18 protein-coding genes are annotated in these 26,909 nt (G+C 75.5%); 6 read left to right on the forward strand and 12 right to left on the reverse strand.

From position 1 onward, the window contains the following. Positions 1-365: 365 nt before the first annotated feature. Positions 366-2,426 (reverse strand): FAD/NAD(P)-binding protein, encoded by a 2,061-nt coding sequence (locus tag ACFPP6_RS14685; RefSeq protein WP_382041448.1) that lies wholly within the window; start codon positions 2,424-2,426, stop codon positions 366-368. Between the two features lie 301 nt (positions 2,427-2,727). Between ACFPP6_RS14685 and ACFPP6_RS14690 the strand changes: the two genes are divergently transcribed. The 3 genes from ACFPP6_RS14690 to ACFPP6_RS14700 all read left to right on the forward strand — a co-directional run bounded on the left by ACFPP6_RS14690 (position 2,728) and on the right by ACFPP6_RS14700 (position 5,884). Beyond that, positions 2,728-3,723 carry an NADPH:quinone reductase gene (locus tag ACFPP6_RS14690; RefSeq protein ID WP_382041450.1) on the forward strand — a complete coding sequence of 332 codons (996 nt, stop codon included), beginning with the start codon at positions 2,728-2,730 and terminating at the stop codon, positions 3,721-3,723. A gap of 136 nt (positions 3,724-3,859) precedes the next feature. Then, entirely contained in the window at positions 3,860-4,447 is a 588-nt protein-coding gene (locus tag ACFPP6_RS14695; protein ID WP_382041453.1) for an SRPBCC family protein, read from the forward strand. Positions 4,448-4,492: 45 nt separating this feature from the next. After that, a complete protein-coding gene (locus tag ACFPP6_RS14700) occupies positions 4,493-5,884 on the forward strand; it encodes an MFS transporter (protein WP_382041456.1) in 1,392 nt (463 codons plus the stop codon). Between the two features lie 772 nt (positions 5,885-6,656). Here ACFPP6_RS14700 and ACFPP6_RS14705 read toward each other — a convergent pair. The 3 genes from ACFPP6_RS14705 to ACFPP6_RS14715 are packed head-to-tail and all read right to left on the reverse strand — an operon-like array spanning position 6,657 to position 10,902. Then, on the reverse strand, positions 6,657-8,228 hold the full coding sequence (locus tag ACFPP6_RS14705) for an FAD-dependent monooxygenase (RefSeq protein WP_382041458.1): 1,572 nt from the start codon (positions 8,226-8,228) through the stop codon (positions 6,657-6,659). Then, positions 8,225-9,865 (reverse strand): class I adenylate-forming enzyme family protein, encoded by a 1,641-nt coding sequence (locus tag ACFPP6_RS14710; RefSeq protein ID WP_382041460.1) that lies wholly within the window; start codon positions 9,863-9,865, stop codon positions 8,225-8,227. Before ACFPP6_RS14710 ends, ACFPP6_RS14705 begins: the two co-directional genes overlap by 4 nt. Continuing rightward, positions 9,862-10,902 (reverse strand): arylamine N-acetyltransferase family protein, encoded by a 1,041-nt coding sequence (locus ACFPP6_RS14715; protein WP_382041463.1) that lies wholly within the window; start codon positions 10,900-10,902, stop codon positions 9,862-9,864. The genes ACFPP6_RS14710 and ACFPP6_RS14715 overlap by 4 nt, the downstream gene beginning before the upstream one ends. A 606-nt stretch (positions 10,903-11,508) precedes the next feature. Here ACFPP6_RS14715 and ACFPP6_RS14720 point away from each other — a divergent pair. Further along, entirely contained in the window at positions 11,509-12,318 is an 810-nt protein-coding gene (locus tag ACFPP6_RS14720) for an NADPH-dependent FMN reductase (RefSeq protein WP_382041466.1), read from the forward strand. Here ACFPP6_RS14720 and tal read toward each other — a convergent pair. The 5 genes from tal to ACFPP6_RS14745 all read right to left on the reverse strand — a co-directional run bounded on the left by tal (position 12,264) and on the right by ACFPP6_RS14745 (position 18,143). After that, positions 12,264-13,349 carry a transaldolase gene (tal, locus tag ACFPP6_RS14725; protein ID WP_382041469.1) on the reverse strand — a complete coding sequence of 362 codons (1,086 nt, stop codon included), beginning with the start codon at positions 13,347-13,349 and terminating at the stop codon, positions 12,264-12,266. The two genes, ACFPP6_RS14720 and tal, sit on opposite strands and share 55 nt — an antisense overlap. A 476-nt stretch (positions 13,350-13,825) precedes the next feature. Then, positions 13,826-14,335 (reverse strand): transketolase-like TK C-terminal-containing protein, encoded by a 510-nt coding sequence (locus tag ACFPP6_RS14730; protein WP_382041472.1) that lies wholly within the window; start codon positions 14,333-14,335, stop codon positions 13,826-13,828. Then, positions 14,332-16,254: an anthranilate synthase family protein gene (locus ACFPP6_RS14735; RefSeq protein ID WP_382041475.1), complete on the reverse strand. Its 1,923-nt coding sequence runs from the start codon at positions 16,252-16,254 to the stop codon at positions 14,332-14,334. The genes ACFPP6_RS14730 and ACFPP6_RS14735 overlap by 4 nt, the downstream gene beginning before the upstream one ends. A gap of 29 nt (positions 16,255-16,283) precedes the next feature. Next, a complete protein-coding gene (locus tag ACFPP6_RS14740; protein ID WP_382041478.1) occupies positions 16,284-16,964 on the reverse strand; it encodes an isochorismatase family protein in 681 nt (226 codons plus the stop codon). Between the two features lie 6 nt (positions 16,965-16,970). After that, a complete protein-coding gene (locus ACFPP6_RS14745) occupies positions 16,971-18,143 on the reverse strand; it encodes a 3-deoxy-7-phosphoheptulonate synthase (protein WP_382041481.1) in 1,173 nt (390 codons plus the stop codon). Between the two features lie 456 nt (positions 18,144-18,599). Here ACFPP6_RS14745 and ACFPP6_RS14750 point away from each other — a divergent pair, with 456 nt between their 5' ends. Next, a complete protein-coding gene (locus ACFPP6_RS14750) occupies positions 18,600-19,766 on the forward strand; it encodes a transaldolase family protein (RefSeq protein WP_382041484.1) in 1,167 nt (388 codons plus the stop codon). Positions 19,767-20,128: 362 nt separating this feature from the next. Here the strand turns inward: ACFPP6_RS14750 and pabB are convergent, their stop codons facing one another. Together pabB and ACFPP6_RS14760 are read right to left on the reverse strand one after the other, a co-directional pair. Next, on the reverse strand, positions 20,129-22,219 hold the full coding sequence (gene pabB, locus ACFPP6_RS14755; RefSeq protein ID WP_382041487.1) for an aminodeoxychorismate synthase component I: 2,091 nt from the start codon (positions 22,217-22,219) through the stop codon (positions 20,129-20,131). 18 nt (positions 22,220-22,237) lie between these two features. After that, entirely contained in the window at positions 22,238-23,011 is a 774-nt protein-coding gene (locus ACFPP6_RS14760; RefSeq protein WP_382041489.1) for a 50S ribosomal protein L11 methyltransferase, read from the reverse strand. A gap of 291 nt (positions 23,012-23,302) precedes the next feature. Here ACFPP6_RS14760 and ACFPP6_RS14765 point away from each other — a divergent pair, with 291 nt between their 5' ends. After that, positions 23,303-25,345: a helix-turn-helix domain-containing protein gene (locus ACFPP6_RS14765; RefSeq protein WP_382041490.1), complete on the forward strand. Its 2,043-nt coding sequence runs from the start codon at positions 23,303-23,305 to the stop codon at positions 25,343-25,345. Here ACFPP6_RS14765 and ACFPP6_RS14770 read toward each other — a convergent pair. Next, positions 25,333-26,562, reverse strand: coding sequence for an IS701 family transposase (locus tag ACFPP6_RS14770; RefSeq protein ID WP_382041493.1), 1,230 nt, complete (start codon positions 26,560-26,562; stop codon positions 25,333-25,335). The two genes, ACFPP6_RS14765 and ACFPP6_RS14770, sit on opposite strands and share 13 nt — an antisense overlap. Positions 26,563-26,909: the final 347 nt, after the last annotated feature.

Genomic DNA, 26,909 nt, shown 5'->3' on the forward strand with positions numbered 1-26,909 from the left:
TACGGCACCGCCGGGCTCCGTCGCGGGGGTTGCGCGCCGTGGCGGCGGGTTCGTGGGGGCGGGCGCTGACTGGCCGGGCCCGGCTGCCGTCTCACGAGCGGCCGTATCGCCACCGCCGCCGCGGCGGCGACCAGCCACAACGGCGGCGCCCGGCGGCGCCCAACCGGCGGCCGCAGCAGGCACGGCACCGCCGGACTCCACCGCCGGGGTTACGCACCGTGGCGGCGGATTCGTGGGGGCGGGCGGCTCTTGGGCGGGGGCGGCTGCTGGCTCGTGGGCGGGCGCAGGTCCGCCGGCGACGCGGCGGTCTTGGGTCGGGCTCGTCCGGGTCGTCTCGCGAGGGGCCGTGTTCCCTCCGGTGCCGGTCATACGATCACTCCTTCCGGGGTCGCGTCCGGGGTCGGGGGGCGGAGAGCCGGGGGGACGTGGGCTATCGGGGGGAGGGACAGGACCGCGCGGGCGATGGCGTCCGCGTCGCCCAGGGTCACCGAGTCGACGCCCGGGCGGATGCCCGCCGCCGTCACCCAGTGCACGGACTCCGTGGGCACCCCGTAGGCGAAGCGGCGCGGGTGGGGCCGGCCGCGGCCGTCGAGGACGTGGTACGGGCGCTCGGTGACGGCCAGCCCGCCGGTCTCGTAGCCCGTGCCGGTGGCCGTGGGGATGCGGTAGGTGGTGATCTGATCGGTGTTCAGGAGGTGGCGCAGGAGGGGGTCGGCGGTGCGGCGCAGGTCCGGTTCGGGCAGCCGGGCCTCGATGAGCACGCGGGAGCGGACGGGCGGCCCGGGCACGGCCGGGCAGTCGGCGGCGAAGGCGGGCCCGTCGGGGCCGGCGACCTCCAGGCGGACGACGGTGCCGGGGCCGGTGACGACCAGGACGCCTGCCTCGATGAGGGCGGCCATCTCCTCGATGCGGGAGGCCGGCGGGCCGATGGAGAGGAAGGCGTTGAGGGGGGTGTACCAGCCTTCGAGGTCGTCCCGGTGGGAGTCGCCCTCGAGGCCGCCGTGGTCGACGGCGAGCCGGATCTCGTTGCGCAGGTCGCGCAGGACGTCCAGGGCCGCCTTCAGGGGCCCGCTGACGTTGCCCTCGCGGGCGGCCCGCACGTCCGCGCGCAGGTACTCCAGGAGCCAGGCGTGGAAGTCGGCACGGCCGGTGAACGCGCGATCCCCGTACGGTCTGGCGAGGCGCTGCCAGTCCCAGCGGTCGGCGGGGGCGATGCCGAAGGCGTCGAGGAGCTCCGCGCGCTCGTCGTCCTTCTCCAGCGCCAGGTAGCGCCCCGTGAACTCCTTCCGTTCGCCCGCCCGGCCGAGCCGCTCCAGCAGCGTGCCGTAGTAGACGCTCTCCACCTCGCCGGCGATCAGCGGCCACAGGTCGGTGCCGAAGCGCACGGGGCCCCCGCGCCCGGCGCGCTCGCGCAGGCCGGCGATGTAGCGGGCGGTGAGCAGCCGGGGCCGGTGGCGGCCGTGGGCGCCCTTCTCGTTCTCGCCGCGCGCGTGGTACGGGACGCCGCGCCGGGAGAAGGCGTACAGCCGCGGCTCCGCGCCCGACGGGCGGTAGACGACCCGGCCCCGGCCGCCCTCACGGACGAACGTACCGCCGCGCCCGGCGGTGAACAGGGCCATGTAGTCGAAGAAGTTCAGGCCCAGGCCGCGCAGCAGGACGGGCTGCCCGGGCGCGATGTGCCCGAGGTCGAGGTCGGCGGGGTTGACGGGCGTGACGTAGTCGAGGTGGTGGATGCGGGCCAGCGACGCCGTACGGGCCTCCCGGGCGGACAGCTGGGCGGGCACGTGCCCGAGCGCCATGACGACGGCGTCGAGCCGGTTGAGGCGCGTGCCGTCCTCCAGGCGGATGCCCTGGGGGCCGCCGGTGATGCCCTCGATGTCGGCCATGGCGACCGCGCGCGAACGGTGGACCTCGACGGTCACGTGCGCGGGGGCGCGGGCGGCGATCCGCCGGAAGCTGTCGTGGAGGTAGCGGCCGTAGAAGGCGCGGGTGGGGTAGGCGTCCGGCCCCAGGGCGCGGGCCTCGGCGAGGGTGGCGGGGTCGTACTGCCCGTTGTTCTCGCTGTCCCCGTCTGCCCCGTCGGCCCTGTCCGCCCCGTCGGCCCCGTTCGCCCCACCTGCCCCGTCGGCGGCGACGCCTCGCGCCCACTCGTACAGGCTGGGTCCCGGCTCGACCGGGCCCTCGATCCGGGCGCTGTCGTCCGTGTACACGGTGATCTGCGAGGCCACGGTGTTCATCAGCAGGTGGGGGGACTGGTCGGTGCGCCACACGGTGCCCGCACCGGGCGCGGAGGGGTCGACGACGTGCACGGTCACCGCGGAGTGCGAGGGCGCGGCGCGCTCGTTGGCGCACAGCCGCTCCAGAACGGACAGTCCCCGTGGGCCGGCACCGACGATGCCGACCTCGATACGACTGCTGCTGCTCATGCGTATGCTCCTCCGTTCTGAGGGGACTCCCGGGCGGGGATGCACGGCGGTGCGGCGGTGCGGGCGGTACGCGAACGGTTGCAGTAACGGGCGGTACAGGCGGTACGCGAACGGTTGCGGTGCGGCGGATTCCGCACGGTTTTCCTCTGGTCTCATCTGGCCGTCGGCGGACGACGGGGGTCAACGTGCGGGCACGCGGTCCGTCAGGTCTCCGCCGCCGGGACGGCGTGAGATGACATACCGTCAACAGCCCTCATCCGGCCCCCTCCCCCGCCCGCCGCCCCGTGCCACAGTGGGCGGCATGCGCGCCGCCTACATCGATCGGCTCGGCCCGCCGGAGGAGATCGTGGTCGGCGAGCTCCCCGCCCCGCGGCCCGGGCCGGGCCCCACCGACGTCCTGGTCGACGTCGCCGCCACGACCGTCAACCCCGTCGACGCCCTCGTCCGCTCGGGGCGCTTCCGGACGGCGCTGCCCTTCCCCTTCGTGATCGGCCGGGACCTGGTGGGGACGGTCGCCGAGGCCGGGCCGGGCGCGCCCGGGTTCGCCCCCGGCGACCCGGTGTGGTGCAACAGCCTCGGGCACTGCGGCCGGCAGGGGGCCGCCGCCGAACAGGCCGTAGTCCCCGCCGACCGGCTCTACCCGCTGCCGGCCGGGGCGCGGCCCGAGGACGTCGTCGCGGTCGCCCATCCCGCCGTCACGGCCTACCTCGCGCTGTTCACCCACGGCGGGCTGCGGGCCGGCGGGACCGTGTTCGTCGGCGGGGCCGCCGGGAACGTGGGCAGTGCGCTGGTGACGCTGGCCGTGTGGGCGGGCGCCCGGGTCGTGGCCACGGCCGCGGCACGCGACGCGGAGTACGTGCGCTCGCTCGGCGCCGGCGAGGTCCTCGACTACGCCGACCACGGGCTCACCGGCCCCGGGCTCGCCGGGCGCCTCGCGGCGGCCGCGCCCGGCGGCGTCGACGTGCACGTCGCCACCCACGGCGGGCACGACCTGGACGCCGCCGTAACCCTGCTCGCGCCGCGCGGCCGGATCGTGCTGCTGGCAGGCGTCGCCGCCCGGCCCGTACTCCCCGTGGGGCCGCTGTACCAGAAGGGCGGGGCGGTGGTGGGGTTCGCGATCTCCCACGCGTCCACTGCCGAGCTCGCCGAGGCGGCGGGGGTCGTGGGACGGCTGGCCGCCACGGGCCGGCTCCGGGCGCGGGCCGTCGAACGGCTGCCGCTCGCGGCCGCCGCCGAGGCGCACCGCCGCATGGAGGGCGGCGAACTCCGCGGGCGCAGGCTGCTCTTGACGATCTGAGGTCCGGCGCCACGAAGAACGGAAACGGAGAACGGAAACGGAGAACGGGGAGCCGTACGGGGGGGGCGCCCGGGACCTGACTCATCCGTCGGGCCGCCATTGCCCGGGGCCCGCAGGCCCGCGCACCCTGGTACCTATGACTCCCCCAGCCACCGAGGACACCGAGGCTGCCAAGGCCGCCGACGCCGACGCGATCCTCCGGGTGCAGGCCCGCATCCTCGTCGCGGCCGCGCCGGACGCCGTCTACGACACGGTCAGCGAGCTCGCCCGCAGCGGCGAGTGGAGCCGCGAGTGCACCGGCGGCCGGTGGGTGTCCGGGACGCCGCGCACGGTCGGCGCCGTCTTCCGCGGCGAGAACCACCGCGGAGCGGACGTCGTGCCCTGGGCGCCGATCGTCCGCGGCCCCTGGACCACCGAATCCGAGGTCGTGGCCGCCGAGCCCGGGCGCCTGTTCCAGTGGGTCGTCCGCGACAGCGCCGGGCGCCGCCAGGACAGCACCTGGACGTACGAGTTCGAGGCCGCCGGGGACGGTTGCCTGCTCGTCCACCGCTACCGGCTCGGCCGGCCCACCGAAGGGCTCGCGAAGATCTTCCGGCAGCTGGGCCCGGACGGGCAGCGGCGGTTCACCGCCGAGTGGAACCGCAAGCTCGCCGACGACGTGGCCGCGTCGCTGTCCCGCATCAAGGACATCGTCGAACGGGCAGCCGTCGAGCGGGCCGTCTGACAGGGTCGACAGGCCCGTCCCGCGAGGGCCGAGGGATGAGGAGAGATGTCGAACCGAGCGGCGCCGTCACCCCCTTGGGCCGAGCAGTGGGACGCCGACGACCCGGGCTTCTGGGCCCGGGGCGGGCAGCACGTGGCCCGGCGCAACCTGCTGCTGGCGGCGGTCTGCGGGCACCTGGGGCTGTCCGTCCGCGGCATGTGGCCGGTGATCGTGCTGTTCCTGCCGGCGGGCGGCGGGGCGGTGGCCGGGCCCGGTCCGGGCGAGAAGTTCCTGCTGCTCGTGACGCCCGTGGTCGCCGGGGCGGCGCTGCGCCCGGCCGCCGGGCGCGCCTTCGCCCGGCTGGGCGGACGGGACCGTACCGCCGTCACCACGGCCGCCCTGGCCCTGCCCGGGCTCGCCGCCGTGTACGTCCTGCAGCGGCCCGGCGCGCCGCTGTGGCTCCTCCTGGCCGCCGCCGCGACCGCCGGCGCCGGTGACGCCGCCGCGGCCTCCCCGGCCGGCGCCGCCGCCTCCTACCCGCGGCGCGCCCGGGCGCGGGCCCTCGCCCTCGCGACCGCCGGGGGCGACCTCGGGCTCGCCTCCGCCCAACTCGCCGGGCTGCTCGCCGCCGTGACCGCGGGCGGCTCCTCCCCCGCGCTGATCGCCGCCGTCCACATCCCGCTGACCGTACTGGCGGCACTGGTGGCCGCGCTGCGGATGGACAACCTGCCGGGGCGAGTCGCCGACGCGGACGCCGGGGCGGGGGCGCGGCGCAGGGCCGGTACGGATCCGCACTCGGTGTGGCTGCCGCTGCTGTTCCTCGCCACCGTCGGCTCGTTCACCGGCTACGGGCTCGCCTTCGGGCTGGTGCTGCGGCACGAGTTCGGCGTCTCCGCCCTCGTGGCCCTCGCCTGCGCGCTGCCGGCCACGCTGCTCGGCGCGGCCGCCCGGCCCTGCGGCGGGTGGCTGGCAGGGCGGTGGGGCGGGGCACGGGTCACGCTGGGGAGCCTGTCGGGGATGGCGGTGGGTACGGCCGTGCTCGCCGCGGCGTCCTCGCGGGGCTCCGCGGGGGTGTTCGGCGCCGCGTTCGCGGTGCTCATCGTTCTCGGGGGCGTGGGTGCCGGTGCCGTCGTGACGGTCGCCCCCGCGGTGTTCGCGGCGCGGGCCGGAGAGGCCATCCTCTCCGGCCAGGACGCGAGGACCGCCTTCGCGGCCGCCCGCCGGCGCACCGCCGGCGCCGCCGCCCTCACCGGCCCGGCCGGCGCGCTCGGTGCCGCCGCGATCGGCCTCTCCCTGGGCGCCGCCTACGACGCCGGCTCCCCGGCTCCCGCCCTCTGGGGCCTCCTCGGCCTCTACGCCCTGTGCGCGGCGATCACGTGGACGGCGTACGCCCGCCGCGAGACGGCACCGACGGCCCGGCGGTACCGGGCGGGCTCGGGTGAGCCCGTACACCCTTGACCAGGCGCGGGGTGACGGTGCCGAACAGGGTCACGGGGTGAGCTCGGCACCGCCGAACGCCACCGCCGTGGCCGATCACCGTCGCGGCGGAAAGAAGGGTGCGGACAGCCCCTTCACCCGGCCACGGCCGACCGGGCAAGCGGCGCCCGCCCCCCTTGAACCCGCCGCCGCGGCGAACAACCACCATGGCGCGGACCGGCGGTGCCGAACCGGCCGGCACAGGTGGGCTCGGCACCGCCGGACACCAACGTCGTGGCCGATCACCATCGCGGCGGAAAGAAGGGCGCGGACAGCGCCCTTCACCCAGACCGCACCCCAACGGCCAGGGGAACGTCCCTCCTTCACCCGGCCACGGCAGACCACAGCCGACCGGGCAAGCGGTGCCCACAGCCCTTGAACCCGCCGCCGCGGCGAACAACCACCACGGCGCGGACCGGCGGTGCCGAACCGGCCGGCACAGGTGGGCTCGGCACCGCCGAACACCAGCATCGTGGCCGATCGCCGTCGCGGCGGACAGAAGGGCGCGGGCAGCACCCTTCACCCGGCCACGGCGCACCACGGCCGATCGGGCAAGCGGTGCCTGCCCCCCTTGGACCCGCCGCCACGGCGCGGGCCAGCGGCACAGGTGGGCTCGGTGCCGCCGGGGGCCACCGTCGTGGCCGATCGGCGTCGCGGCGGGCGGAAGAGGGCGAGTGGCACCCTTCAAGCCGGCTGACCGTGGGGCGCCAAGGGGACCGTACCCCTGAACCGTTGCCGTGCCGGACGGCCCCGGTCAGGGGGAAGGCTCCGTGGCGTGGGCCAGCTCTGTCTGCAGGTTTGGGGTGTCGTGGGCGTGGCCGTGGGCCGCTATGTGGCCGTCCGGGCGGATCAGGTAGTAGCCCGGGTGATGGCAGTGGGTGACCGGGGCTGTCGTGGCCAGGGGAAGGTGGTACGGGCGTATGCGGCGGTGGGTGGAGGCCAGTTGGGTGGCCTCCACCGCCCACGCCGGGGGCGTTCCCGGGCGGAGGATCAGGGCCAGGGCCCACTCCGACGGGTCCGTGGCCGGGCCGCTGATGCCGTGGGCGAGGGCGACCCCGCGGGGGAACAGGGCCCCGGCCCGTACGCCGCCCCGCAGGCGGCAGGCCGCCGGGCGGGCCGGCTCCTGCGTGGCGCGCCGCGGCCGGTACGCGAGGCGGTGCCCCGCCATGACGGGCGCGTAGAAGCGCGTGACCACCCCCGTCCGATCCAGGAGCCGGAACGCGGCGTCGCGGGCCGCGACCCGCACCCGCCCGTCCGCCATCCACGCCCGCGTCTGCAGGTCCGTGTCGCGCACGATGCGCCGGGTGGCTTCGGCGCGCTCGGGGCCGTAGTCGGCGAGGACGGAGGCCGGGGAGTCGCCGTGGAGGACCGCGGCGAGTTTCCAGGCGAGGTTGTGCGCGTCCTGGAGGCCGTTGTTCATGCCCTGGCCGCCCGCGGGGCTGTGGATGTGCGCGGCGTCGCCGAGGAGGTGGACGCGGCCGTGCCGCAGGCTGCGGGCCCGGCGTGCGTGGACGCGGAAGACGGCCTGGTGGACGGGCTCGGTGATGCGTACGCCGCCCCCGCCCGGCCCGCGCGCGTCGAGCAGGGCTTGCACGGCGGGGACGCCGGGGGCGGACGCTCCGGCAGACACTCCGGCGGGCAGGGCGGTCAGGATGCGGAAGACGCCGCCGGGCAGGGGCACGATCACGAGGGTGCCGGACGGGGCCTGGTAGTAGTGGATCTCGCCGGGCGGCAGGTGTCCTTCGACGCGGGTGTCGAGGAGGGCGAAGGACATCGGGTAGGTGGTGCCTTCGAAGGGCGTCCCGAGCCGGTCGCGGACGGTGCTGCTCGCGCCGTCGGCGCCCAGGAGGTACGGCGTGCGCCACGTCTCCTCGCGACCGCCGGGGTGGCGCAGGAGCACCCGCACCGTGTCGTCGTCCTGGGAGAAGTCCGCCAGCCGCACGCCCCGTTCGACGCTGCCGCCGAGCTCGTGCAGCCGCCGGGTGAGCAGCCGTTCCGTCTCGTACTGCGGAAGGTTGCGGGCCGCGCAGCCGGCGGGGAACGCGAAGGCGGCGAGGGGCCGGCCGCCCGTGAAGTAGCGGTAGGCGTCGATGCGTACGGACGCGGCGCGCACGTCGTCGCCGATGCCGAGGTCGTCGAGGATGCCGAGCGCGCGGGGCCACAGGGACAGCGCCCTGGGGGTGTGCGCGGGGTGCGGGGCGCAGTCGACGAGGCGCACGGGCACGCCGCGGCGCAGGAGTTCGCAGGCGGCGAGGAGCCCGGTGGGGCCGGCGCCGGTGACGAGCACGGCGGCACCGGACCCGTCCCCGTCCCCTGCCGGGGTCACGGCGTCTGCTCCGCACCCTCGCCCACGTCCACGCCCTTACCCACGTCCTCGCCCCCACCCAGCCTGCGGGCGAGTTCCAGGCGGCGCACCTTCATGGTGGCGGTGCGGGGCAGCGCGGACAGGGGCAGTTGCACGGGCCCGGCGAGCTGCGGCCACTCGGCGGCGGCGGAGGCCCAGCGGCCGGCGTCGAGGGGCGCGTCGCCGCGGGTGCAGACCACGGGGACGGGCTCCTTGCGGGGCCCGGGCACGAGGACGACCTCGGCGAGTTCGGGCAGCCGGTCCATCAGCCGGTCCTCGACTTCGAGGGTGGAGCCGACGGCGGGGAGGACGTCGACCTCGCGGTCGAGCAGGTGCAGGCAGCCGAACCGGGTGCGGTAGCCGACGTCGCCGGTGCGCCACCACCCGTCGTGCAGCTGGCGCGCGAAGCGCTCGGGTTCGGCGAAGTAGCCGGTGGCCCGGCCCGGGGCGCGCACCTCGATGGCGCCGGGGCGTTCTCGCGTGGGGCGGCGCCCGCCGGGGGCGGCGAGGCGCACGCGGACGCCGGGCAGGGGCAGGCCCAGGCAGCGGCCGTCGGCCCGGTGGACGGTGCGCGGGGTGTACCAGCGGCCGGAGAGCGGACCGCACTCGCTCTGCCCGTAGAACTGGAAGAACCGCGGGGAGGCGCGGCGCGAGGCGAGCAGCAGCCTGCGCATGGTGGGCGGGTGGAGGGCGTCGAAGGTGGAGCTGAAGTACCGGACCGTGGCGAGGGGTTCGCGCGGGTCGTCCGCCAGTTCCTCCCAGGCCACGAAGGAGTTGGGGTGGGTCTCGACGAAGCCGGGGCGGGTACGGGCGAAGAGGTCCGCGACGTGCGCCGGGCCGGGGTCGCCCACGATGACCAGGGGCATGCCCTTGGGCAGCGCGACGGCGAGCGCCAGGTACATCCGCGAGTGGACGGGGCTGAGGTGCGCCGCGTAGGTCTCGGGCGTGCGGATCAGGGCGGCGAGCGCGCACTGCGGTGCGTACCGGCCGTACAGGCCGGCCGCCGTGTGCACCACGAGCTTGGGCAGGCCGGTGGTGCCGGAGGTGTGGGTCATCAGTGCGGGGCGGTCCGCGGGCAGGAGCACGGGGGCGCGGCGCGGCGCACCGGCCAGGGCGGCGAGGGAGGTGCAGCCGGGGCGGGCGGGGCCGGTGGTGAGGACCGTGGCGGCGACGTCGGCCAGGTCGAGCGGCGCCAGGCACGTGCGCAGCTTGTCGTCGTCGGTGAGCAGGTGTGGGCGGTGCGGGCGATGTGGGCGGTGCGGGTGGTGCGGGCGGCGGGGGTTCTGCGAGCCGCACAGCCGGCGCAGCAGGGCGCCGGCCGTGGCGCCGTCGAGCTCCGGGGAGAGCAGGACGGGAACGGCCCCGATGCGGGCGGCGGCGCAGGCCAGCAGGTAGATGTCGAAGTTCGCGGCCTTGTGGACGGCGACGTGCTCGGTGGGGCGCACGCCGGCCGCCCACAGCCGGGCCGCCAGGTCGTCCACGTGCCCGGCGAGGCCGGTGTAGGTGAGCCGGCGGCCCGTGCCGGGCAGCGCGTCGAGGTCGTGGTCGAGCGTGACCGGCACGGAGCCGTGCGCGGCGGCCGCGCGCTCCGGGATCAGCCCGAGGCGGAGGCCTTTCATGAGGCCGTCCACGATGCGGCGTGCCGCTGCAGCAGGACGGACTCCTCGGCGGTGAGGACGATGCCGAAGGTGCCGCGCAGGACGGGGCCGACCTCGTCGGGGGCGAGTTCGGTGCGCAGGAGGCGGCCGTCGGCGTAGCAGGCGGCGAGGGTGCGGTCGGTGAGCGTGTGGCGGACGTGGTCGTCGCCGCGCTGGGCGACGAGGCGGCCGGTGAAGGGCGAGCGGGGGTGGTGGGACGTCCAGTGGTGGGCGGCCTCGAAGTCGTCGGGGACGTGGTGCTCCAGGCGCAGGGAGTAGACGTCGAACCAGCCGTCGGGGTGCAGGGAGCGCAGGACCCACTGCTCCGGGACGGCGGACGCGCCGCGGCCCGCCGCCGCCGGTTCGAGGTCCAGGCGCCAGGTCCAGTCGCCGGTGGTGACCGTGGCGCCGGGGGTGAGCGGTACGGGTTCGAGGGGGCCTTCGTCGCCGAAGCCGGCGTCGCAGAGCCAGGGGCGGCCGTCCGCCTCGACGACGAGCGTCGCGTGGGAGCGGCGGCGCACGCGGGTGCTGCCGCGGCGGACGCGGGCGAGGTGGCGGACGACGGGGAAGCCGAGGCGTTCGAGGACGGCGGCGAAGAGGAGGTTCTGCTCGAAGCAGTAGCCGCCGCGCCGCGCGCGGACCAGTTTGCGCTGGAGTGCGTCGGTGTCGAGCGGCATGTCCCGGCCGAGGAGGACGTCGACGTTCTCGAAACTGACGGCGGCGGTGTGGGCGCGCTGGAGGGCGCGCAGCGTCGCGGCGGTCGGCGGGAGGGGGTGGACGGGGGTGGGGCCGTTGGGGCGGGTGGGCCCGGCGAGGCCGGTCAGGTTGGCCGCCCCGGTCAGGTTGGTCAGACCGGTCAGGCCGGTCCTGGCGAGGTAGGCGTCCAGGTCGAGGGCGGCGGTGTCCCATGCGGCCGCGGCTGCGACGGGCGGCCCGACGAGTGGGCCCTCGGGGCCCGACCGGCCGGCGGAGGGGTCGGCCGGCCCCGCGGGGCCCTGGATGACGGCGGTGTTCGGCATGGGCCGCGTGCTCCTTACTCCCGTGCGGGGGGATGTGGTGCGGTGCGGTGCGGTTCCGGCAGGTGTATCGGGGGGCGCTGCCCTCGCGGACCGCTGCCCCGCAGATCGTCAGGTCCGCTGGTTCTGCCGGCCCGCCGACCCGCCGACCCGCCGACTGCTGACCGTCGGATCACTGATCCGCGGGCCGTTGGCCCCGCGGACCGTTGCCCCGTGGGCCTTCGTCCTGCGGGGACATTGCCCCGTGGGCCGTTGGCTCGGGGCCGGTGCCCCGGGGACCTATTGGCACTCGGACCATTGGCACTCGAACCGTTGACCCTCGGGCCGTGGGGCCGTTCCGGGGGTCTCCCCACGGCCCGGGTGCCTGCCATCCTGGGCCGTCCGCGCGGCCGGGCCAACGCGCGGCGGCGGAGTGCGTCAGCCCGCCCGCCAGTGCGTCAAGTCGGGTCCGTACGGGGCCGGGTGACCTGACAGACGGGCCCCGGGGCGGGGGCGCGCCGCCCTGCGTCGATCTACCCTCGGACCGTCCGGCAGGGCCGGAGGGCCGCCGTTCGCCGCGGCCCGCGCCGGCGCCGCGCCGGGGCCTCCGACGGAGAAGCGGGGACCGACATGACCAAGGTGGTACTGATCTCGGGCAGTCTGCGCGCCGCATCGGTGAACTCGGCGGCGCTCAGGGCCGTACGCCGCATCATCGGACGGACCCGTCCGGCCGCCTCGGTGGTCTCGCTGCCGATCGGCCGGCTGCCGTTCTACAACGGCGACATGGAGGGCACGGGGACGACCCCGGCCGTGGCCGCCGCCCGCGCGCTGGTCGCAGGCGCCGACGCCCTGATGATCAGCACGCCCTGCTACAACGGCGCGGTGCCCGGCGTGCTGAAGAACGCCCTCGACTGGCTCTCCCGCCCGGACGGTGCGAGCCCGCTCACCGGAAGGGTGGCCGCCGTCCTGAGCGCCTCGCCCGGCGGGCGGGGAGGCATCGATGCCCAGCCGGCACTGTTCGACCTGCTGGACAGCTGCGAGGCGATCACGGTCGAGCACCCGCCCGTGGCCATCCGCCGGGCGCACCAGCGGCTCGACGCCGCGGGTGAGATGACCGACGGTGAGGCGGTGCGGGCGCTGTGCGAGCTGGTCGACGCCACGTTCGAGGCGGTGGCCATCATGGAGGAGCAGCGCAGGTCGGTGCGGGAGCTGCACGCGCGCGTGGGCGAAGAGAGCGGGCCCGTACGCGCGGAGAGCGGGCTTGTACGCGTCGAGAGCAGCCCCGTAAGGGAAGCGGAGAGCAGCCCCGTGCGGGAAGAGGGCAGGCCGGTACGGGCGCCGCGCGGTCCCGTGCGGACTGCGCACGGGACCGTGCCGCCGGCGCCTCAGCGGGGCGCGGACGCTCCGTCGAGGGCCAGCGTGACCTCGTCCAGGAGCTGATGCCAGGCGTCGTTGAGCTCCTTGAGCGCCTCGGACTCCAGGCGCAGGGCCAGTTCGCCGTGGTCGATGCCGAACCACTCCAGGTGCCCGAGCAGCCGCCCGGCGGCGGCGTACGCACCGGCACCGGGCGGGGGACCGGCCGGTACCGCCCCCAGTTCGTCCAGCAGGTCCTCCGGGACGGCCGTCACCGTGCCGCGCGTCAGCAGCGGGGCGGCGTAGCGCGTGGGCAGGAGACCGGGGCCGGAGACGGCCGTCGCGGTCCACAACAGCCGCTGCGGGCGGGCCCCGTGGGCGGCCAGGGCGTGCCACCGGGGCTCGTCCAGCGTGCGCTCGTACTGTTCGTGGAGCTGCCGGGCGACCGCTACGGCGGTGGCGCCGCGCATCGCCCTGGCCTCCAGGGTGCCCTCGCGGTCGAGCAGGGCGTCGACGGCGGCGTCGATGCGGCTGACGGGGAAGGAGGCGACCGACGCGAGCGCGGGGAGGTGACGCCCTGCGGCGCGCGCCCGCTCCAGCCCCTCCAGGTAGGCCTCGCCGGCCTGCCGGTGGCGCGCGGCGGACAGGACGAGGGTGGCGTTGACGTTGATGCCCTCGGCGAGACAGGCGCTGAGGGCCGTGAGGCCGGCGGAGGTGGCGGGGATGCCGAGCATGGCGTTGCGGCGGTCGACGGCCCGCCACAGTGCGCGGGCCTCGGCGAGGGTGGCCTCGCTGTCGTGGGCGAGGCGGGGGTCGAGGCTCACGGAGACGAGCCCGTCGACGCCCGCGGTCGCCTCGTGGACGGGCCGCAGGATGTCGCAGGCCCACCGGATGTCGTGGACGGCCAGGGCCTTCAGGGCCCGCTCGGCGGGGATGCCGCGCTCGGCGAGGTCGCCGAGCTGGCCCGTGTAGTACGGGCCGCGGGTCAGGGACCGGGCGAGGAAGGCCGGGTCGGAGACGACACCGGCGATGCGCCCCTGCCGGGCCAGCGCGGCCAGCCGGCCGCTCGCCAGCCGCTGCCGGGCGAGCCCGTCGAGCCACACGGAAACCCCGGTCACCCCGGACCCGCCGACCACGGAGCCGCCGGCACGGGGCTCGCCCGAGGCGGCACGGGCAGCGCAGGACCCACCCGAAGCACCACCGGCAGTACGAGACCCGCCCGAAGCAGCACCGCTGGCACGGGGCCCACCCGAAGCCCGGGCCGTGCCACCGGAAACGTCATCGGCTGCGCCGGGCCTGCCCGGAGCCGCGGCCGGGCGCCGCCCGTGCGCAGCCCTGCCACTGTCCGCTCCCTCCGGAGACCGGGCCGGACCGCCCCGAGCGCCGTCGGCGCCGCGGGGCCTCACCGTGCCCGCGGCGCCTGCGTCGTCGGTTCCGTTCGGAGGCCGGGCCGGGCCCTGCCCGTTCGGACCCCCGTCGGCCCCGGCCGGGCCGTTCGCAGAACCCCCGGCCGGGCCCGGTCCGCGTGCAGGGGTCGACGGGGCGGCACCCACCCCCTCGCGGCCGCAGCCGCCGCCGCGGCCGTCCACGGGCGTCACGGCCGGCCTCTTCCCGTGGCGCGGGACAGGGCCGCCCGGGCCGCGGCCGCCACCCGTTCCGGGGTGAGGCCGTGGTGGCCGTACAGACCCTGGCCGTAGAGACCCTGGCCGTACGGGCCCTGACCGGGCGTGCCGGTGTCGAAGTGGTCCAGGCACACGTGCTCGCCGGTTCCGCCGAGGAGCTGGTACCGGCCCACTTCCGCGGCCGCCCCCACCGAGACGGTGGCGGGCGCGCCGGGCGGCAGGACGGCGTCGCGGTAGGCGCTGCTCTGCCGGTGGAACCAGGCGGCGCAGGGCATCGACACCACGCGGGTGGCGATGCCCTCGCGCTGCAGGATGCGGCGGGCGTCCAGGGCGGTCGGCACCTCGCCGCCCGCGGCGACGAGGACGACGTCGGGGGCCGCGGCGGCCAGGTCCGCGTCGTGGGCCTCGGCGAGGACGTAGCCGCCGCGGGCGGCACCGTCGCCCGCGGCGACGGGGACTTCGGTGATCTGGGCGGGGTTCATGCGACGGGCACCTCCGGAGCGAGAGCGGCGAGCAGTCCGCCCACGATGCGCGGTCCTCCTTGAGTGAGGACCGATTCCGCGTGGAACTGCATGGAGGCGAAGTGGGGCCCGCGCAGCGCGTGCACCTCGCCGGTGAGCGGATCGCGGCTGACGCCGACCGTGCCGATGCCCTCCACGTCCACGCTGTCGCGGTCGCTGCGTGCGGCGAAGGTGTTGTAGAAGCCGACGCGCTCGCGGCTGCCGAAGAGGTCGATCTCGCGCTGGACGCCCTGGTTGGGGACGTCCCGGCGGACGAGTTCGAAGCCGAGGGCGAGGGAGAGCACCTGGTGGCTGAGGCAGACGGCGAGGAAGGGCCGCCGCTCGTCCAGGAGGGCGCGGACGGCGCCCCGCAGATGGGCGATCTTGGGGTGGCGGCCGTCGCGCGGGTCGCCGGGGCCGGGCCCCATCACGACGAGGTCGTGCCCGCCGAAGACGTACGGCTCGTCGAAGCGCCTGACCGTCACCGTCAGCCCCATGGCGCGCAGCTGGTGGCCGATCATGGAGGTGAAGGTGTCCTCGGCGTCGACGACCAGGACGCGCCGCCCGGCCAGGCCGGGTGCGGTGAGCGCCCGGTCGGCCTCCTGGGCGAGCCAGAAGCCGGCGATGCTGTCGTTGCGCTGTTCCAGGGCGGCGCGGACGCTCGGGTGGCCGCCGAACCGGGCGGCGCCGCCGGACTCCAGGGCGGAGATCAGCCCGGCGGCCTTGGCGCGGGTCTCGGCGACCTCGGAGGCGGGGTCGGAGTGGCGTACGAGGGTGGCGCCCACCCCGATCCGCACGCCGCCGGTGCGGTCGATGTCCGCGGTGCGGATGAGGATCGACGAGTCCAGGGTGCGCTCGCCGTGCGCGTCGCGCCCGACGAGGGCGAGGATGCCGCTGTAGTAGCCGCGGCCCTGGGGCTCGTAGCGGTCGATGACCCGGCAGGCGCTCTCCAGCGGGCTGCCGGTGACGGTGGGCGCGAACATCGTCTCGCGCAGGATCTCGCGCGGGTCGCGGTCGGTGGTGCCCTCGATGAAGTACTCGGTGTGGGCGAGGCGCGCCATCTCCTTGAGGTACGGGCCCACGACGCGGCCGCCGCCCGCGCAGATGCGGGCCATCATCTTCAGTTCCTCGTCGACGACCATGTACAGCTCGTCGGCCTCCTTGCGGTCGGCGAGGAAGTCCATGACCTCGGGCAGGCTGGGCCCGGCGGCCGGGTAGCGGTAGGTGCCGCTGATGGGGTTCATCACGGCGGTGCCGCCGCGGACGCTGATGTGGCGCTCGGGCGTGGCGCCCACGAACGTGCGCTCGCCCGTGTGCACGACGAAGGTCCAGTAGGCGCCGGACTCGCGCTCCAGGAGGCGGCGGAAGAAGGTCAGGGCGTGGGCGGGGGTGTAGCCGTCGATGCCGGCGAGGAAGGAGCGCTTGATGACGAAGTTCGCGCCCTCGCCCTCGCCGATCTCGTCGGCGACGACCCGGCGGACGGTGTCCGCGTACGCCTCGTCGTCCATGTCGAAGTGCCCGCCGGACAGGGTGATCGGCGTCTCGGGGGTCCGGGCGAGGACCTCGGCGAGGGGCAGGACGGCCTGGTGGGTGACGGTCATGGCGAGCAGCGGGGCGCCGTCGTCCGCGCCGCGGAAGCCCCGTTCGGCGATCTGGCGGTACGGCACGATCGCCAGGACGTCGTGCGAGGCCCCGCGGGGTGCCGCCCCGGTGGGGGCGTCCTGCAGGGGGATGGACGCCACGGTCTCCGGCCGGGAGATCTCGCCCAGGAGGAGTTCGACGGCGCCCGGTCCGGTGGACTCGGGGCGGTGGAGGAGGGCGAAGGCGGGCGGCCGGGGGCCCAGCACCCGGGCGAGCAGGTCGCCGGCGGCGTTCGCGGTCGTGTCATCGGTCGTGTTCACGATCGGACCCGGTCCTTTCCTCTCGGCGCTCATACCGCCGCCCCCCGTACCGCGAGCGTGTCCGCAGGACCCCCCGCGTCCTGCAGCCGGCCCAGCATGTCCTCGGTGGTGGTGACCACCGCGCAGCGCGCCGCCGCGTACTCCAGGGCGAGGCGGTGGTACGCGGCGGAGAAGTCGGCCACGGCGTCCGCGACCAGGAACGGGCGGATGTCGTTGGTGAACGCGTCCACGGCGCTCATCAGCACGCCGACGTGGGCGTACACCCCGCAGACGATCAGCTGGTCGCGGCCGTTGGCGCGCATCCGCCCGAGCAGGTCGGAGCGGAAGAAGGCGCTGTAGCGCCACTTGGTGAAGACCCAGTCGCCGGGGGCCGGGGCGAGCGGCTCGACGACGCGCCGGTCGGCGGGGTCGACGCGCATCCCCGGGCCCCAGAAGTCCTTGAGCAGGCCGCGCTGTTCGTCGTCCATGCCGCCGGGCTGGGCCGTGTACGCGACGGGGATGCCGAGCGCGGCCGCGGCCTCGCGCAGCAGGGCCGCGTTGGCGACCAGTTCCTCGCGAGGGTGCTCCGGCAGGTGCCCGACGAAGTAGCGCTGCATGTCGTGGATCAGCAGGACGGCGCGGGCCGGGTCGGCGTCCCAGTCGGCGGTGTTCCCGGGCAGCTCGCCCGGGGCCGGCATCGGATAGGGCTCGATGGGGGGAATGCCTGCCATGGTGGATCAGCCCTCCCAGGCCGAGACGACGGAGATGGCCTGCTGCGGATTGAGCCGGGGGTCGCAGAAGCTCGTGTACTTGTCGCCCACGTGGTCGAGTTCGGACTCGTTGCGGACGCACTCGGTGACGTGCTCGGGAGTGGTCTCCAGGTGCAGGCCGCCCGCGATCCCCCCGGAGGTCCGCACGGCGCACTGGAAGTTGCGGACCTCGCGGATCACCGTGTCCAGCAGGCGCGTCTTGAGGCCGTCGGGCGCGGTGAGGGTGTTGCCGTGCATCGGGTCGGTGAGCCAGATGACGGGGTGCCCGGCATCGCGGACCGCCGCCACGAGCGGGGGCAGCTTCTCGCCGGTCCTGTCGGCGCCCATGCGGGCGATGAGGGTGAGCCGCCCGTGCTCCCGCCCCGGGTCGAGGAGCTCGCACAGGGCCAGGATCTCGTCCGTGGTCGTCGTGGGCCCGACCTTGCAGGCCACGGGGTTGGCGACGGCGGCCAGCAGGGCGACGTGCGCGCCGTCCGTGCGGCGGGTGCGCTCGCCGATCCAGGGCCAGTGCGTGGAGGTGAGCAGGGGACGGCCGTCCTCGCCCGCGCGGACCATGGGCAGCTCGTAGTCGAGCAGGAGCGCCTCGTGGCTCGTCCACACCGGCGGGCAGACGCCCGAGCGGCGGGAGGGGTCCAGCCAGCCGAGGTGCGTCATGGCCTCGCCGGCCGCCAGGTAGCCGGAGAGCAGGCGCTGCGGGTCGGGGCGGCGGCGCTCCGGGTGGGGCTCGGGGTTGTTGACCATGTGGCCGCGGTAGACGGGCAGTTCCGTCCCCGCGACGCGCTCGGTGGCGCTGGAGCGGGGTTTGGCGAACTGCCCGGCCATGCGGCCCGCGCGGACCACCGGCTTGTGGGCGACCATCTTCAGGACCCCGGCCAGGACGTCCAGGAGGCCGGCCTTGCGGGCGACGTAGCCCGAGGTGCACTCCGCGGGGTCCTCCGCGCAGTCGCCCGCCTGAATCACCTGGGCGGCGCCGCGGGCGACCTCGGCGAGGTGGTGGCGCAGGGTCCGTACGTCGTCGGCGCGGACGAGGGCCGGGCGGCGCGCCAGCTCCTCGCGGACCCGGCGCACCTGGGGGGCGTCGCCCCAATCGGGCTGCTGGAGAGCGGGTTTGTCCTGGACGTCGAGCAGAGCGTCGGTCATGGGGTTCTCCAAAAAACGCTTAAGTGACTGCTCTTGAGAACAAGCAAGCATGCAAGGCAAAGCAAGGGGCGTGCCCGGGTTCGTGAGCGGCGGCTCCCTGGGTTGCTGGGGCGAGTGGCCTGAGTGGTGCCGGTGGCGTGCGGGTTCGTCCGGCGCGCGGGCTTCGTCTGGTGTGCGGGTTCGTCCGGCGTACGGGCCTCGTCCGGCCTGCGGGCCTCGTCCGGCCGCGGACGCGGTCGGTTCTCGATCGTCCGAGAACGCCCCTGTTCCGCCAATGCCGCCCCGCTCACTCCGTCAGATGGAGCCCGACTCCATCAGATGGCTGTCAAGACTCCGTTTGCGCCAAGTTGACGGAGTACAGACAGGCTGTTCCCGCGGCGCCCCGGACCGGACCTACTGTCGTGCTCTCTGCCCTATGTGTTTCCGCGGCCGATCCGGAGAGGGGGCGACCCTGCCATGGGAGAGCGCACGGTGACGTCTGGTGGTGAGGTCCTGCGGGAGCTCCTCGCGGAAGGCGTCTCCCCCTGGCTCGACGGGCTGCGCCGCTCGCTCCTCGCCTCCGGCGCCCTCGCCCGGCTCGTCGCCGCGGGCGAGGTGCGGGGGGCCACGTCCGACCCCGGTGCCCTCGCCGCCGAGGTCGCCGGCGGCACCGCCTACGAGCAGCAACTGGACCACCTGGCCTGCCGGTCCGTCCCGCCCGCGACCGCGGTGCAGGCGCTGTGCGCCTACGACCTGCGCGCCGCGTGCGACGAGCTGCGGCCGGTTTTCGCCGCCACGCAGGGGATCGACGGGCACGTGTCCATGGGCCCGGATCCATGGCTGGCGGCGGGCGGCGCCCGCGTGACGGCCGGCGCCTTCGCCGACGCCGCGGCCGCCCTGCACCGGGCCGCCTGCCGGCCCAACGCGCTCGTGAAGATCCCCGCCACGGAGGAGGGGCTCGCCGCCACCGGAGCGTGCCTGGCCCGCGGCATCGGGGTGCACGTCACCGACGTCTTCTCCGTGCGCCGCTACGAGCAGGTCGTGGACGTGTGGTTCACCGGCCTGGAACGGGCCCGGGCCGCCGGCCTCGACTTGTCGGCGATCCCCTCGCTCGCCTCGCTGCCCGTGGCGCGGATCGACGCCGAGGTCGGGGCGCGGCTGCGGGCCTCGGGTGCGGGGCGTGCGGGGCGTGCGGCGGTCCCGGAGGTACGGGGCAGCGCCGCCCTGACCGTCGCCCGGCTCGTGTACCGGCGCTACGAGGAAGGGCTGGGCAGCGCGCGCTGGCGGGTCCTGGCCGCGGCGGGGGCCCGCCCGCAGCGGGTGATGTGGTCCGTCGGCTCCCCCGTGGAGACGGAGCCGCGCGGCGTGCCGTACGTGGAGTCGCTCGTGGCCTGGGGCACCGTCAGCGCGATGTCCGGGACGACGCTGGCCGCGGCGGGGCGGCGCGGGCGGCTGCGGGGGGACACGCTGACGGGGCAGGAGGGGGCGGCGCGGGCTGCCGTGGTCCGGTTCGAGGCGAGCGGGGTGTCGTTCGACGAGGTGGCGGGGGCGCTGGAGGCGGAGAGTTCGGTGCGGCCGGGGCGGGCGTGGGGGGCGTTGCGGGGGGCCGTGGCGGATCGGTTGCGCGGGGGGTCGGGCGGGTGAGCGGGTGGTGCGGGGCCGGGGCCTCCGGGGCAGGGGTCCGGGACCGTATATTTTCGGGTCCGCGCCCGGCGCCGTCCTGGCGCCCCCTGCCCCTCCGGACCCGCAAATACACGTCAGCGTCCCGGACCCCTGCCCCTGCGGCCCCGTCCCCTCCCGTCTCCTGCACCCGGTCCCCCGGTGAGGGGTCGGGCGGGCGGGCGCCTGCCCTACCTGTCCTTTGCTGTTCGTGGGTGGGCTCCGTCGGTCGCTCCTGGTGGGCGGGCGGGCGTTTGCCCCTTCTGTCCCTTGCCGCCTGTGGGTGGGCTCCGTCGGTCGCTCCTCGTGCCTGGGCGGGCCGGGCCCGACCCGCCCGCTTCGTCTCGTCAGATCGTCACCCTGTCCTTCGCCCCGTGGCGGTCCGGGAAGTCCGTGCACGTGAGTGCGGTGAGCGGGGCCGCCTTCACCGCCGTTTCCTCGTACTCCTCCTCCGGGTCGGACAGGGCGATGATCGCGCCGCCCACCCCGTACCGCACCCGGTCCGCCGTGACCACGGCCGTGCGGATCACGACGCTCAGGTCGACCGCGCCGCTGAGCGAGAAGTAGCCGATCGCGCCCGAGTACACGCCGCGCGGGCCCTGTTCCAGGTGTTCGATGATCTGCATGGTGCGGACCTTGGGCGCGCCGGTCATCGAACCGGGCGGGAAGGCCGCGCGGACGCAGTCCACGGGCGAGCGGTCCGGGCGCAGCGTGGCCCGTACCGTGCTCACGAGCTGGTGGGCCTTGGCGTAGCTCTCCACGCGGAAGACGTCCTCCGCCTCGACGGAGCCGACTTCGGCGCAGCGGCCGAGGTCGTTGCGGACGAGGTCCACGATCATCAGGTTCTCGGCCCGGTCCTTCTCGCTGGCGGCCAGGTCCGCGGCGAGCAGGGCGTCCTCCTGCGGGGTCGTGCCCCGCGGGCGGGTGCCCTTGATCGGGCTGGACTCGGCCCGGCCGTCCCGGTCGATGCGCAGGAACCGCTCCGGCGAGGTGCTGAGGACCGAGAGGCCGCCGAAGGACAGGAGGGCGCCGAAGGGGGCGGGGCTCGTGCGGCGCAGGAAGCGGTAGCCCTCCCAGGGGTCCAGGGTGCCGGCGGCCTCGGCCATGTTGGTCAGGCAGACCTCGTAGGTCTCCCCCGCCGCGATCTCCTCCCGGCACTCGTCGATCAGCTGCAGGTAGGCGTCGCGGTCGTGGCGCAGCCGCAGTTCGCCGAGCGCGCCGGGGCGGCCGGCGGGAAAGGGCCGCAGTCCGGCGAGGGCCGTGAGCTTGCGGGCGGTGGCGTCGAGCCACGAGCGGGCCGCGGTCTCGTCGCCGTCCTCGGCGAGTGCCAGGAGATGGGTGGTGCCGGTCGCGTGGTCCAGGACGAGGGCCCTGTCCGCGAAGACCGTGGTGGCGTCCGGCTCGTCGGGCCGGTGGCCCGCTTCGCCGCCGCACTCCGCCTTCAGGCCGTAGCCGAGGTAGCCCACCCAGCCGAGTGCGAAGTCGCAGGGCAGGGCGGGGATTTCCGCGGTGCGGGTCGCTTCCAGGTCCCGGGCCAGCCAGTCCAGGAAGCCTCCCGTCACCACCTCGGTGCCGTGGCGGCCGCGGACGGTGACCGTGCTGCTGCGGACGTCCGCCGAGGCGATCCGGGCGAGCGGCCCGGAGGCGTCCCCCATGACGGAGAACCGTCCGGCGGGGCCGTCGCGCCTGCTGCTGTCGAGCCAGTAGGCGTGCGGGCCCCTGCGGAAGAGGCGGTCGAAGACGACCTCGTCGTCCCAGCGGGTCGGCAGGGCCGCGGTGAGGACCCGGAGGCGGCGCCCGGGCCGCGGCTTCTCCGGCGTGCGGAGGGCCGCGGGGCGGGGCCCTGCGCTCCGCCGCACCCCGTGGCGCTCCGTCATGCGGCGGAAGTTGTCCAGAATGCGGTGCCCGTACGCGCTGCCGATCGACTCGGGGTGGAACTGGACCCCCCACAGCGGGAGCTCACGGTGGCGCAGCCCCATGACCGTGCCGTCGGCGGTGCGCGCCGTCACCTCCAGGGACGCGGGCAGCCTGCCCACGGCCAGCGAGTGGTAGCGCACGGCCGCGAAAGGGGACGGCAGCCCCTCGAAGAGGCCGGTGCCGTCGTGGTGGACGGGCGAGACCCGGCCGTGGCGGGGCTCGGGCGCCCGGCCGACTTCGCCTCCGTACACCAGGGCGATGCCCTGGTGGCCCAGGCAGACGCCGAGCGTGGGGAGCGTGCCGTGGCGCAGGATATCTGCGCAGATTCCGAAGTCGGCCTCGCGTTCCGGGGTTCCGGGTCCGGGCGAGAGGACGACATTGTCGAATTCGGCGAGCCGGCCGGTTTTCCAGAACGGGTCGTCGTTGGTGACGACTTCCGGTTCCCGGCCGTTGACTTCGGCCAGATAGTGGAACAGGTTGTAGGTGAAGGAGTCGTAGTTGTCGACTAATAACGTACGCACGTATCCCCCGTCTCGGCGTTATCGGACGACTTCCGGGCGGCGGGCGGAATCCGCCGCCGGGGTCACCTCCAGCAGCATGTGCTCGACTTCGTGCTCGCCTTCCCTCACGACGGTGCGGCGCACGACGTCCAGCCGGCGGCCGCACCGGTCCGCGATGCGGCGCAGGGCCGGCACGTCCCCCCGGCTGCTGAAGTGCAGCAGGACCGTGCCGCCCGGGGCCAGCAGGCCGGGCGCCCCCTCCAGGAAGCGGCTGTGCGCCGCATAGCCGGGGTCGATGTAGGCCCGCTCGTGCATGGTCCGGGGCCGGTACTCCGCCGGCGCCAGCACATAATTGGAGGACCAGAAGACCGTGTCGAACCTTTCCCCCGGATCCAGCCGGTCGAAGAGGTCGCTGCGGAGGGCGCGGACCCTGCCGGACACTCCGTGCCGGGCCGCGTTCATCGAGGTGTTCAGTACCGCCGCGGGATTGATGTCGGCGGCGACCACGCGGGTGCAGCCCGCCAGGGCGGCGGCGACGGCGACGACGCCGGTGCCGCTGCCGATCTCCAGCAGCGACCCCCGCCGGGCACCGGGTGCCCCGGGGAACCGCGGGGAATCCGTCTCCGCGGACGCCCCGGCGAGGCCGAGGAAGTCGAGTGCGATTCCCGTCGCGGGCGAGTAAATCGGAGCAAATACTTCCGGTAAGAGATCCCACTCGAGGCCGCGCATCGTGAAAGCGGCCGGCCGGTCCTCCCGCACGAGCGCTTGACGGCTGCGTTCGAGAGAGAGCCTGTAGTCGCGTACCCCCGTCATACCGAGCCCCCTGAATCGGCGACAACTCCCGGCCGCGCGCCGGGTGTTCATCAACCTTCACCTATAAGGGCACTTAACAGGAAGGTGATCCAGTAACACACCGTCGGGATTCGGCGGTGGTCCGGACACCACCGGACGCACCCCGCCGCGCCTGCTGCGGCCGCCACCGGCGTCTTGATCGGCTGCGGTTGACGCACCACTGCCCGTGTGCATAGCTTCCCCGCATACCGTGCCGCGGCTCTATCCGTGCGGCAGAGCGCACCGGACCCGGGGGGCATCGTGTCGCAAGGCATGTCCGAGGACGGCATATTCGCCGTGCTGGAACTATTGGCCGCCGGGGCGCCGGCCCAGGAATACGAAGCCCTCGTCGAACGGTTCCGCCGCGCCGGCGCGCAGCCGCAACTCCTCGACCGGCTCGGTGAGGCGGTCCAACTCGGCCTGACCATACGGACGTGGACGGAGCGTCAGCAGCAGCGCGAGGCCGGCATGTCCGCGCTCATCGACACCGCGCGCGACCTCGCGACCCCGCACGACCTCGACACCCTCCTGAAGGTCATCCTCCGGCGGGCCCGGCGGCTCCTCGCCGTCGACATGTCGTACATCGGGATGTACGCCGAAGGCGAGCGGTACGTGAGCATACGGGCCGCCGACGGCCACACCACCGCCCTCAACGTGGGCCTGCGGCTGCCCGGCGGCAGCGGGCTGGGCTCCGCGGTCATGGACAACCCCTCGCCGTTCTGGACCCCGGACTACCTCGCCGACGAGCGCATCCAGCACAGCGGCGAGATCGACTACGTGGTCAAGGCCGAGGGGCTGCAGGCCGTCCTCGCCGTCCCGCTGAGCCGCGGCGCGCGCCCCTTCGGCACCCTCTACGTGGCCGAGCGCAAGGTCCGGCACTTCACCACCGACGAGATAGCGCTCCTCAGCTCCCTCAGCGACCTGGCCGGCGTGGCCATCGAGAAGGCCGAGCTGCTGGACCGGACCACCGCCCTGGTGGCCGAGCTGGAGCAGCACTCGACCCGCGTCGAGGCCGGGCTGCGCAGCGCCCAGGAGCTGAGCGACGCCCAGCACCGGCTGATCCAGCTGGTGCTCGGCGACTGCAACCTGGACACCCTCGCCCGCGCCTCCGCCACGGAGCTGGGCGCCGCGGTCCAGGTGTGCGCCGCCAACGGCACCGTCCTCACCTCCGCGGGGCTCGTCCGGGAGGCCGCGAAAGCCGCGGAGGACGCGGGAGAGGCCGGAGACGCCGGAGAGGCCGAGTTCACCGGGGATGCGGACGAGGACGGGGAGGCGCCCCCGGCCGAGACGCTGCTGGTGCCCGCCGCCATGGACGCCCACGCCGCCCGCGAACCCGTGGCCCTCGCCGACGGCCTGTGGGCCGTGCCCATCTCCGCGGGCACCGGCAGCAACCTCGGCACCCTGCTGCTGCGCCCCGACCGCCCCGACGCGGTGCAGGACGAGCGGCTGCTGCGGCTGGTGGCCCAGGTCATGGCCGTGCAGCTGCTGGTGGAGAGCAGCCGGACGGCGATCGCCGAGGGGCAGGTGCGCGACGACTTCCTCGCCGACCTGCTGGCGAGCCCGCAGCGGCCGCCGCACCAGCTCGAACAGCACGCGCGGCGGCTCGGCATCAACCTGAGCAAGCCGCACGTCGTGGTCGTGGCGCGCCCCGAGGGCGACGCCCGCGGCAAGATGGCCATCTGGGCGTCCTCCTATGCGCACCGGCTCAGCGGGCTGAAGAGCATGCACAACGGCTGCGCGGTGCTGCTGCTGCCGGGCACGGACCCGGGCGGCGCGGGCCGCTCGGTCTCCGCGGAGCTGTCGCCGCTCCTCGGCCACCCGGTGACGGTGAGCTCGGCGGGCCCGGTCGCGGGCCCGGCCTCCGTCCACCACGGCTTCCAGGAGGCGCTGCGCTGCCTGGACGCGATGACCTCGCTGGGGGTCATCGGCCGTTCGGCGTCGGTGCGCGAGCTGGGCTTCCTCGGGGTGCTGCTCTCCGACAACCACGACGTCGAGGGCTTCGTCGACTCGGCCATCGGGCCGGTGATCGACTACGACCAGCAGCGGTTCACCGACCTGACGCGCACGCTGGAGACGTACTTCGAGGCGGGCGGCAGCCCGACGAACGCGGCCAAGAAGCTTCATGTGCACCCCAATACCGTGGCCCGTCGCCTGGAGCGGATCAGCGAGCTGCTGGGGCCGCAGTGGCAGCAGCCCGAGCGCGCCCTGGAGGTGCAGCTGGCCCTGCGGGTCTTCCGGGTGCGGCACAGCCTGCGGATGCGGGACCGGGCCGGGCCCGGCTCCGGCGGGGACACCCCCGGGGCTCAGGAGACGTAGCCGAGCGGGAGGCGCTCCTCCGGCCCGCCGGTGAGCGCGGCGACGGCGTGGGCCGCGGAGGCGAGCGTCACGTGCCGGTGCCAGCCGCTGAAGGAGCGGCCCGCGAAGTCCCGGACGCCGACGTCGTCGGCGATCTCCCGGAAGTCCCGGTCGACCCGGTCCAGGAGCTTGCCCAGCCGTACGAGGGCGGCGGGCGGGACGTTGACGAGGTCCGTCAGCCACAGCTCGGACGGCCAGCGGTGGCCGTTCTCGCCCACCCCCAGCAGGAGTAACTCCCTGCGCCGCACCGGCCCGGGCGCGGCCGCCGTGCGCAGCGCGGGCAGCCCCACGCGGACGGCCGCGGTCAGCGAGGTCCGCACGACCCGCGAGGGACCGTGGTCGCGCCACATCACCGGGCGGCGCATGTCGCGGGCCGCACCGAGGATCTGGTGGGCCGGCAGCGCCTCGGAACCGCGGCCGGGCACGGCCGGGTCGGACACGGTCAGCCGCAACGAGTTGCTGATGCGCACCAGGGCCGGAACCCCGGAGGCGCGCAGCCGCAGCAGGGCCGCGGGTGCGTCCATGTCGCGGGCGTCCAGCACCAGCGGGCGCAGCGGCAGCCCCCAGTCGCGCATCATCCCCGCGTACGCCTCCACCGTGCACTCCCCCAGGGTCTCGGGGCGGACGGAGTCGGGGATGCAGGCCTGGCTGCGGCGCAGCCCGTCCCGGAGCCAGGCGTCGGAGAGGTGCAGCCGCCAGTTGACGGGGGTGCTGCGCTCGGCGGAGGCGGCCCAGACGCCCACGGCCTGCTGCGCGTTGAGCACCTGGCCGACGGCCGGGCAGAAGCGCCGGTCGACGCCCACGGAGTTGTCCCCGGCCTTGGGGATGACCATCGGCCGGACGACCCACGCGTGCGGCGGAGAGACCCGGGTCAGGTAGTGGGCGAGGGCGCGGCGCACCGGGGCCCAGTCCCAGGTGGAGCTGGAGATGAAGTGGTGCAGGCTCTGCTCGGCGGCCTGGCCGCCGATGAGCGCCGCGATGTTGCGGATGGACTTGCGGCCCTGGGTTCCCAGCAGGCCGCGCACGTAGGCCTCGCCGCGCCGGCGCTGGTCGCTGCGCGGCAGCGAGGCGAAGAGCGCGGAGCACAGCTCGGCCAGGACGGCGTCCCGGGTCCCGGGGCAGGCCGGTGCGGGCGCCTCGTGCCGGGCGGTCCGCGGATAGAGAGCAACACCACTCATCGGAATCCCCCATCTCGGCTGCTGGTGGCACTGTCAACGGTGCGCTTGCGCACCCCCCGGCGCCCAGGTGTGAAGGGCACCCCCGTGGCCCCTCATTTGGTGGTCCCACCACCACCCGGGGCTCTCCCGGGGCCCTGCGGGAGGCTCCGAGGGCCCCTGAGGTGTGCCCGGACCACCACCCCGGCGGCGGGTCGGGGGGCCACTCGGCGGACGGGGTCGAAGCCGCGCGGGGCGTTGCGGATACGGTGGTCCCATGCACCGGTGCGGACCGCCCCTCGGGGACGTCCGCACCGATACCGCGGGCAGCATTCGGCCACGCGGGCGCAGCACACCGGAAAGGAACACGT

The organism is Streptomyces aureoversilis, from assembly GCF_042657885.1.
In the GTDB taxonomy this organism is placed as follows: domain Bacteria; phylum Actinomycetota; class Actinomycetes; order Streptomycetales; family Streptomycetaceae; genus Streptomyces; species Streptomyces aureoversilis.

What these genes read in the sequence shown, in the direction of transcription:
- ACFPP6_RS14685 (WP_382041448.1), bottom strand. Translation starts at nt 2,426, where the DNA reads ATGAGCAGCAGCAGTCGTATCGAGGTCGGCATCGTCGGTGCCGGCCCA.
- ACFPP6_RS14690 (WP_382041450.1), top strand. Translation starts at nt 2,728, where the DNA reads ATGCGCGCCGCCTACATCGATCGGCTCGGCCCGCCGGAGGAGATCGTG.
- ACFPP6_RS14695 (WP_382041453.1), top strand. Translation starts at nt 3,860, where the DNA reads ATGACTCCCCCAGCCACCGAGGACACCGAGGCTGCCAAGGCCGCCGAC.
- ACFPP6_RS14700 (WP_382041456.1), top strand. Translation starts at nt 4,493, where the DNA reads ATGTCGAACCGAGCGGCGCCGTCACCCCCTTGGGCCGAGCAGTGGGAC.
- ACFPP6_RS14710 (WP_382041460.1), bottom strand. Translation starts at nt 9,865, where the DNA reads ATGAAAGGCCTCCGCCTCGGGCTGATCCCGGAGCGCGCGGCCGCCGCG.
- ACFPP6_RS14715 (WP_382041463.1), bottom strand. Translation starts at nt 10,902, where the DNA reads ATGCCGAACACCGCCGTCATCCAGGGCCCCGCGGGGCCGGCCGACCCC.
- ACFPP6_RS14720 (WP_382041466.1), top strand. Translation starts at nt 11,509, where the DNA reads ATGACCAAGGTGGTACTGATCTCGGGCAGTCTGCGCGCCGCATCGGTG.
- ACFPP6_RS14730 (WP_382041472.1), bottom strand. Translation starts at nt 14,335, where the DNA reads ATGAACCCCGCCCAGATCACCGAAGTCCCCGTCGCCGCGGGCGACGGT.
- ACFPP6_RS14740 (WP_382041478.1), bottom strand. Translation starts at nt 16,964, where the DNA reads ATGGCAGGCATTCCCCCCATCGAGCCCTATCCGATGCCGGCCCCGGGC.
- ACFPP6_RS14745 (WP_382041481.1), bottom strand. Translation starts at nt 18,143, where the DNA reads ATGACCGACGCTCTGCTCGACGTCCAGGACAAACCCGCTCTCCAGCAG.
- ACFPP6_RS14750 (WP_382041484.1), top strand. Translation starts at nt 18,600, where the DNA reads ATGGGAGAGCGCACGGTGACGTCTGGTGGTGAGGTCCTGCGGGAGCTC.
- ACFPP6_RS14760 (WP_382041489.1), bottom strand. Translation starts at nt 23,011, where the DNA reads ATGACGGGGGTACGCGACTACAGGCTCTCTCTCGAACGCAGCCGTCAA.
- ACFPP6_RS14765 (WP_382041490.1), top strand. Translation starts at nt 23,303, where the DNA reads ATGTCCGAGGACGGCATATTCGCCGTGCTGGAACTATTGGCCGCCGGG.
- ACFPP6_RS14770 (WP_382041493.1), bottom strand. Translation starts at nt 26,562, where the DNA reads ATGAGTGGTGTTGCTCTCTATCCGCGGACCGCCCGGCACGAGGCGCCC.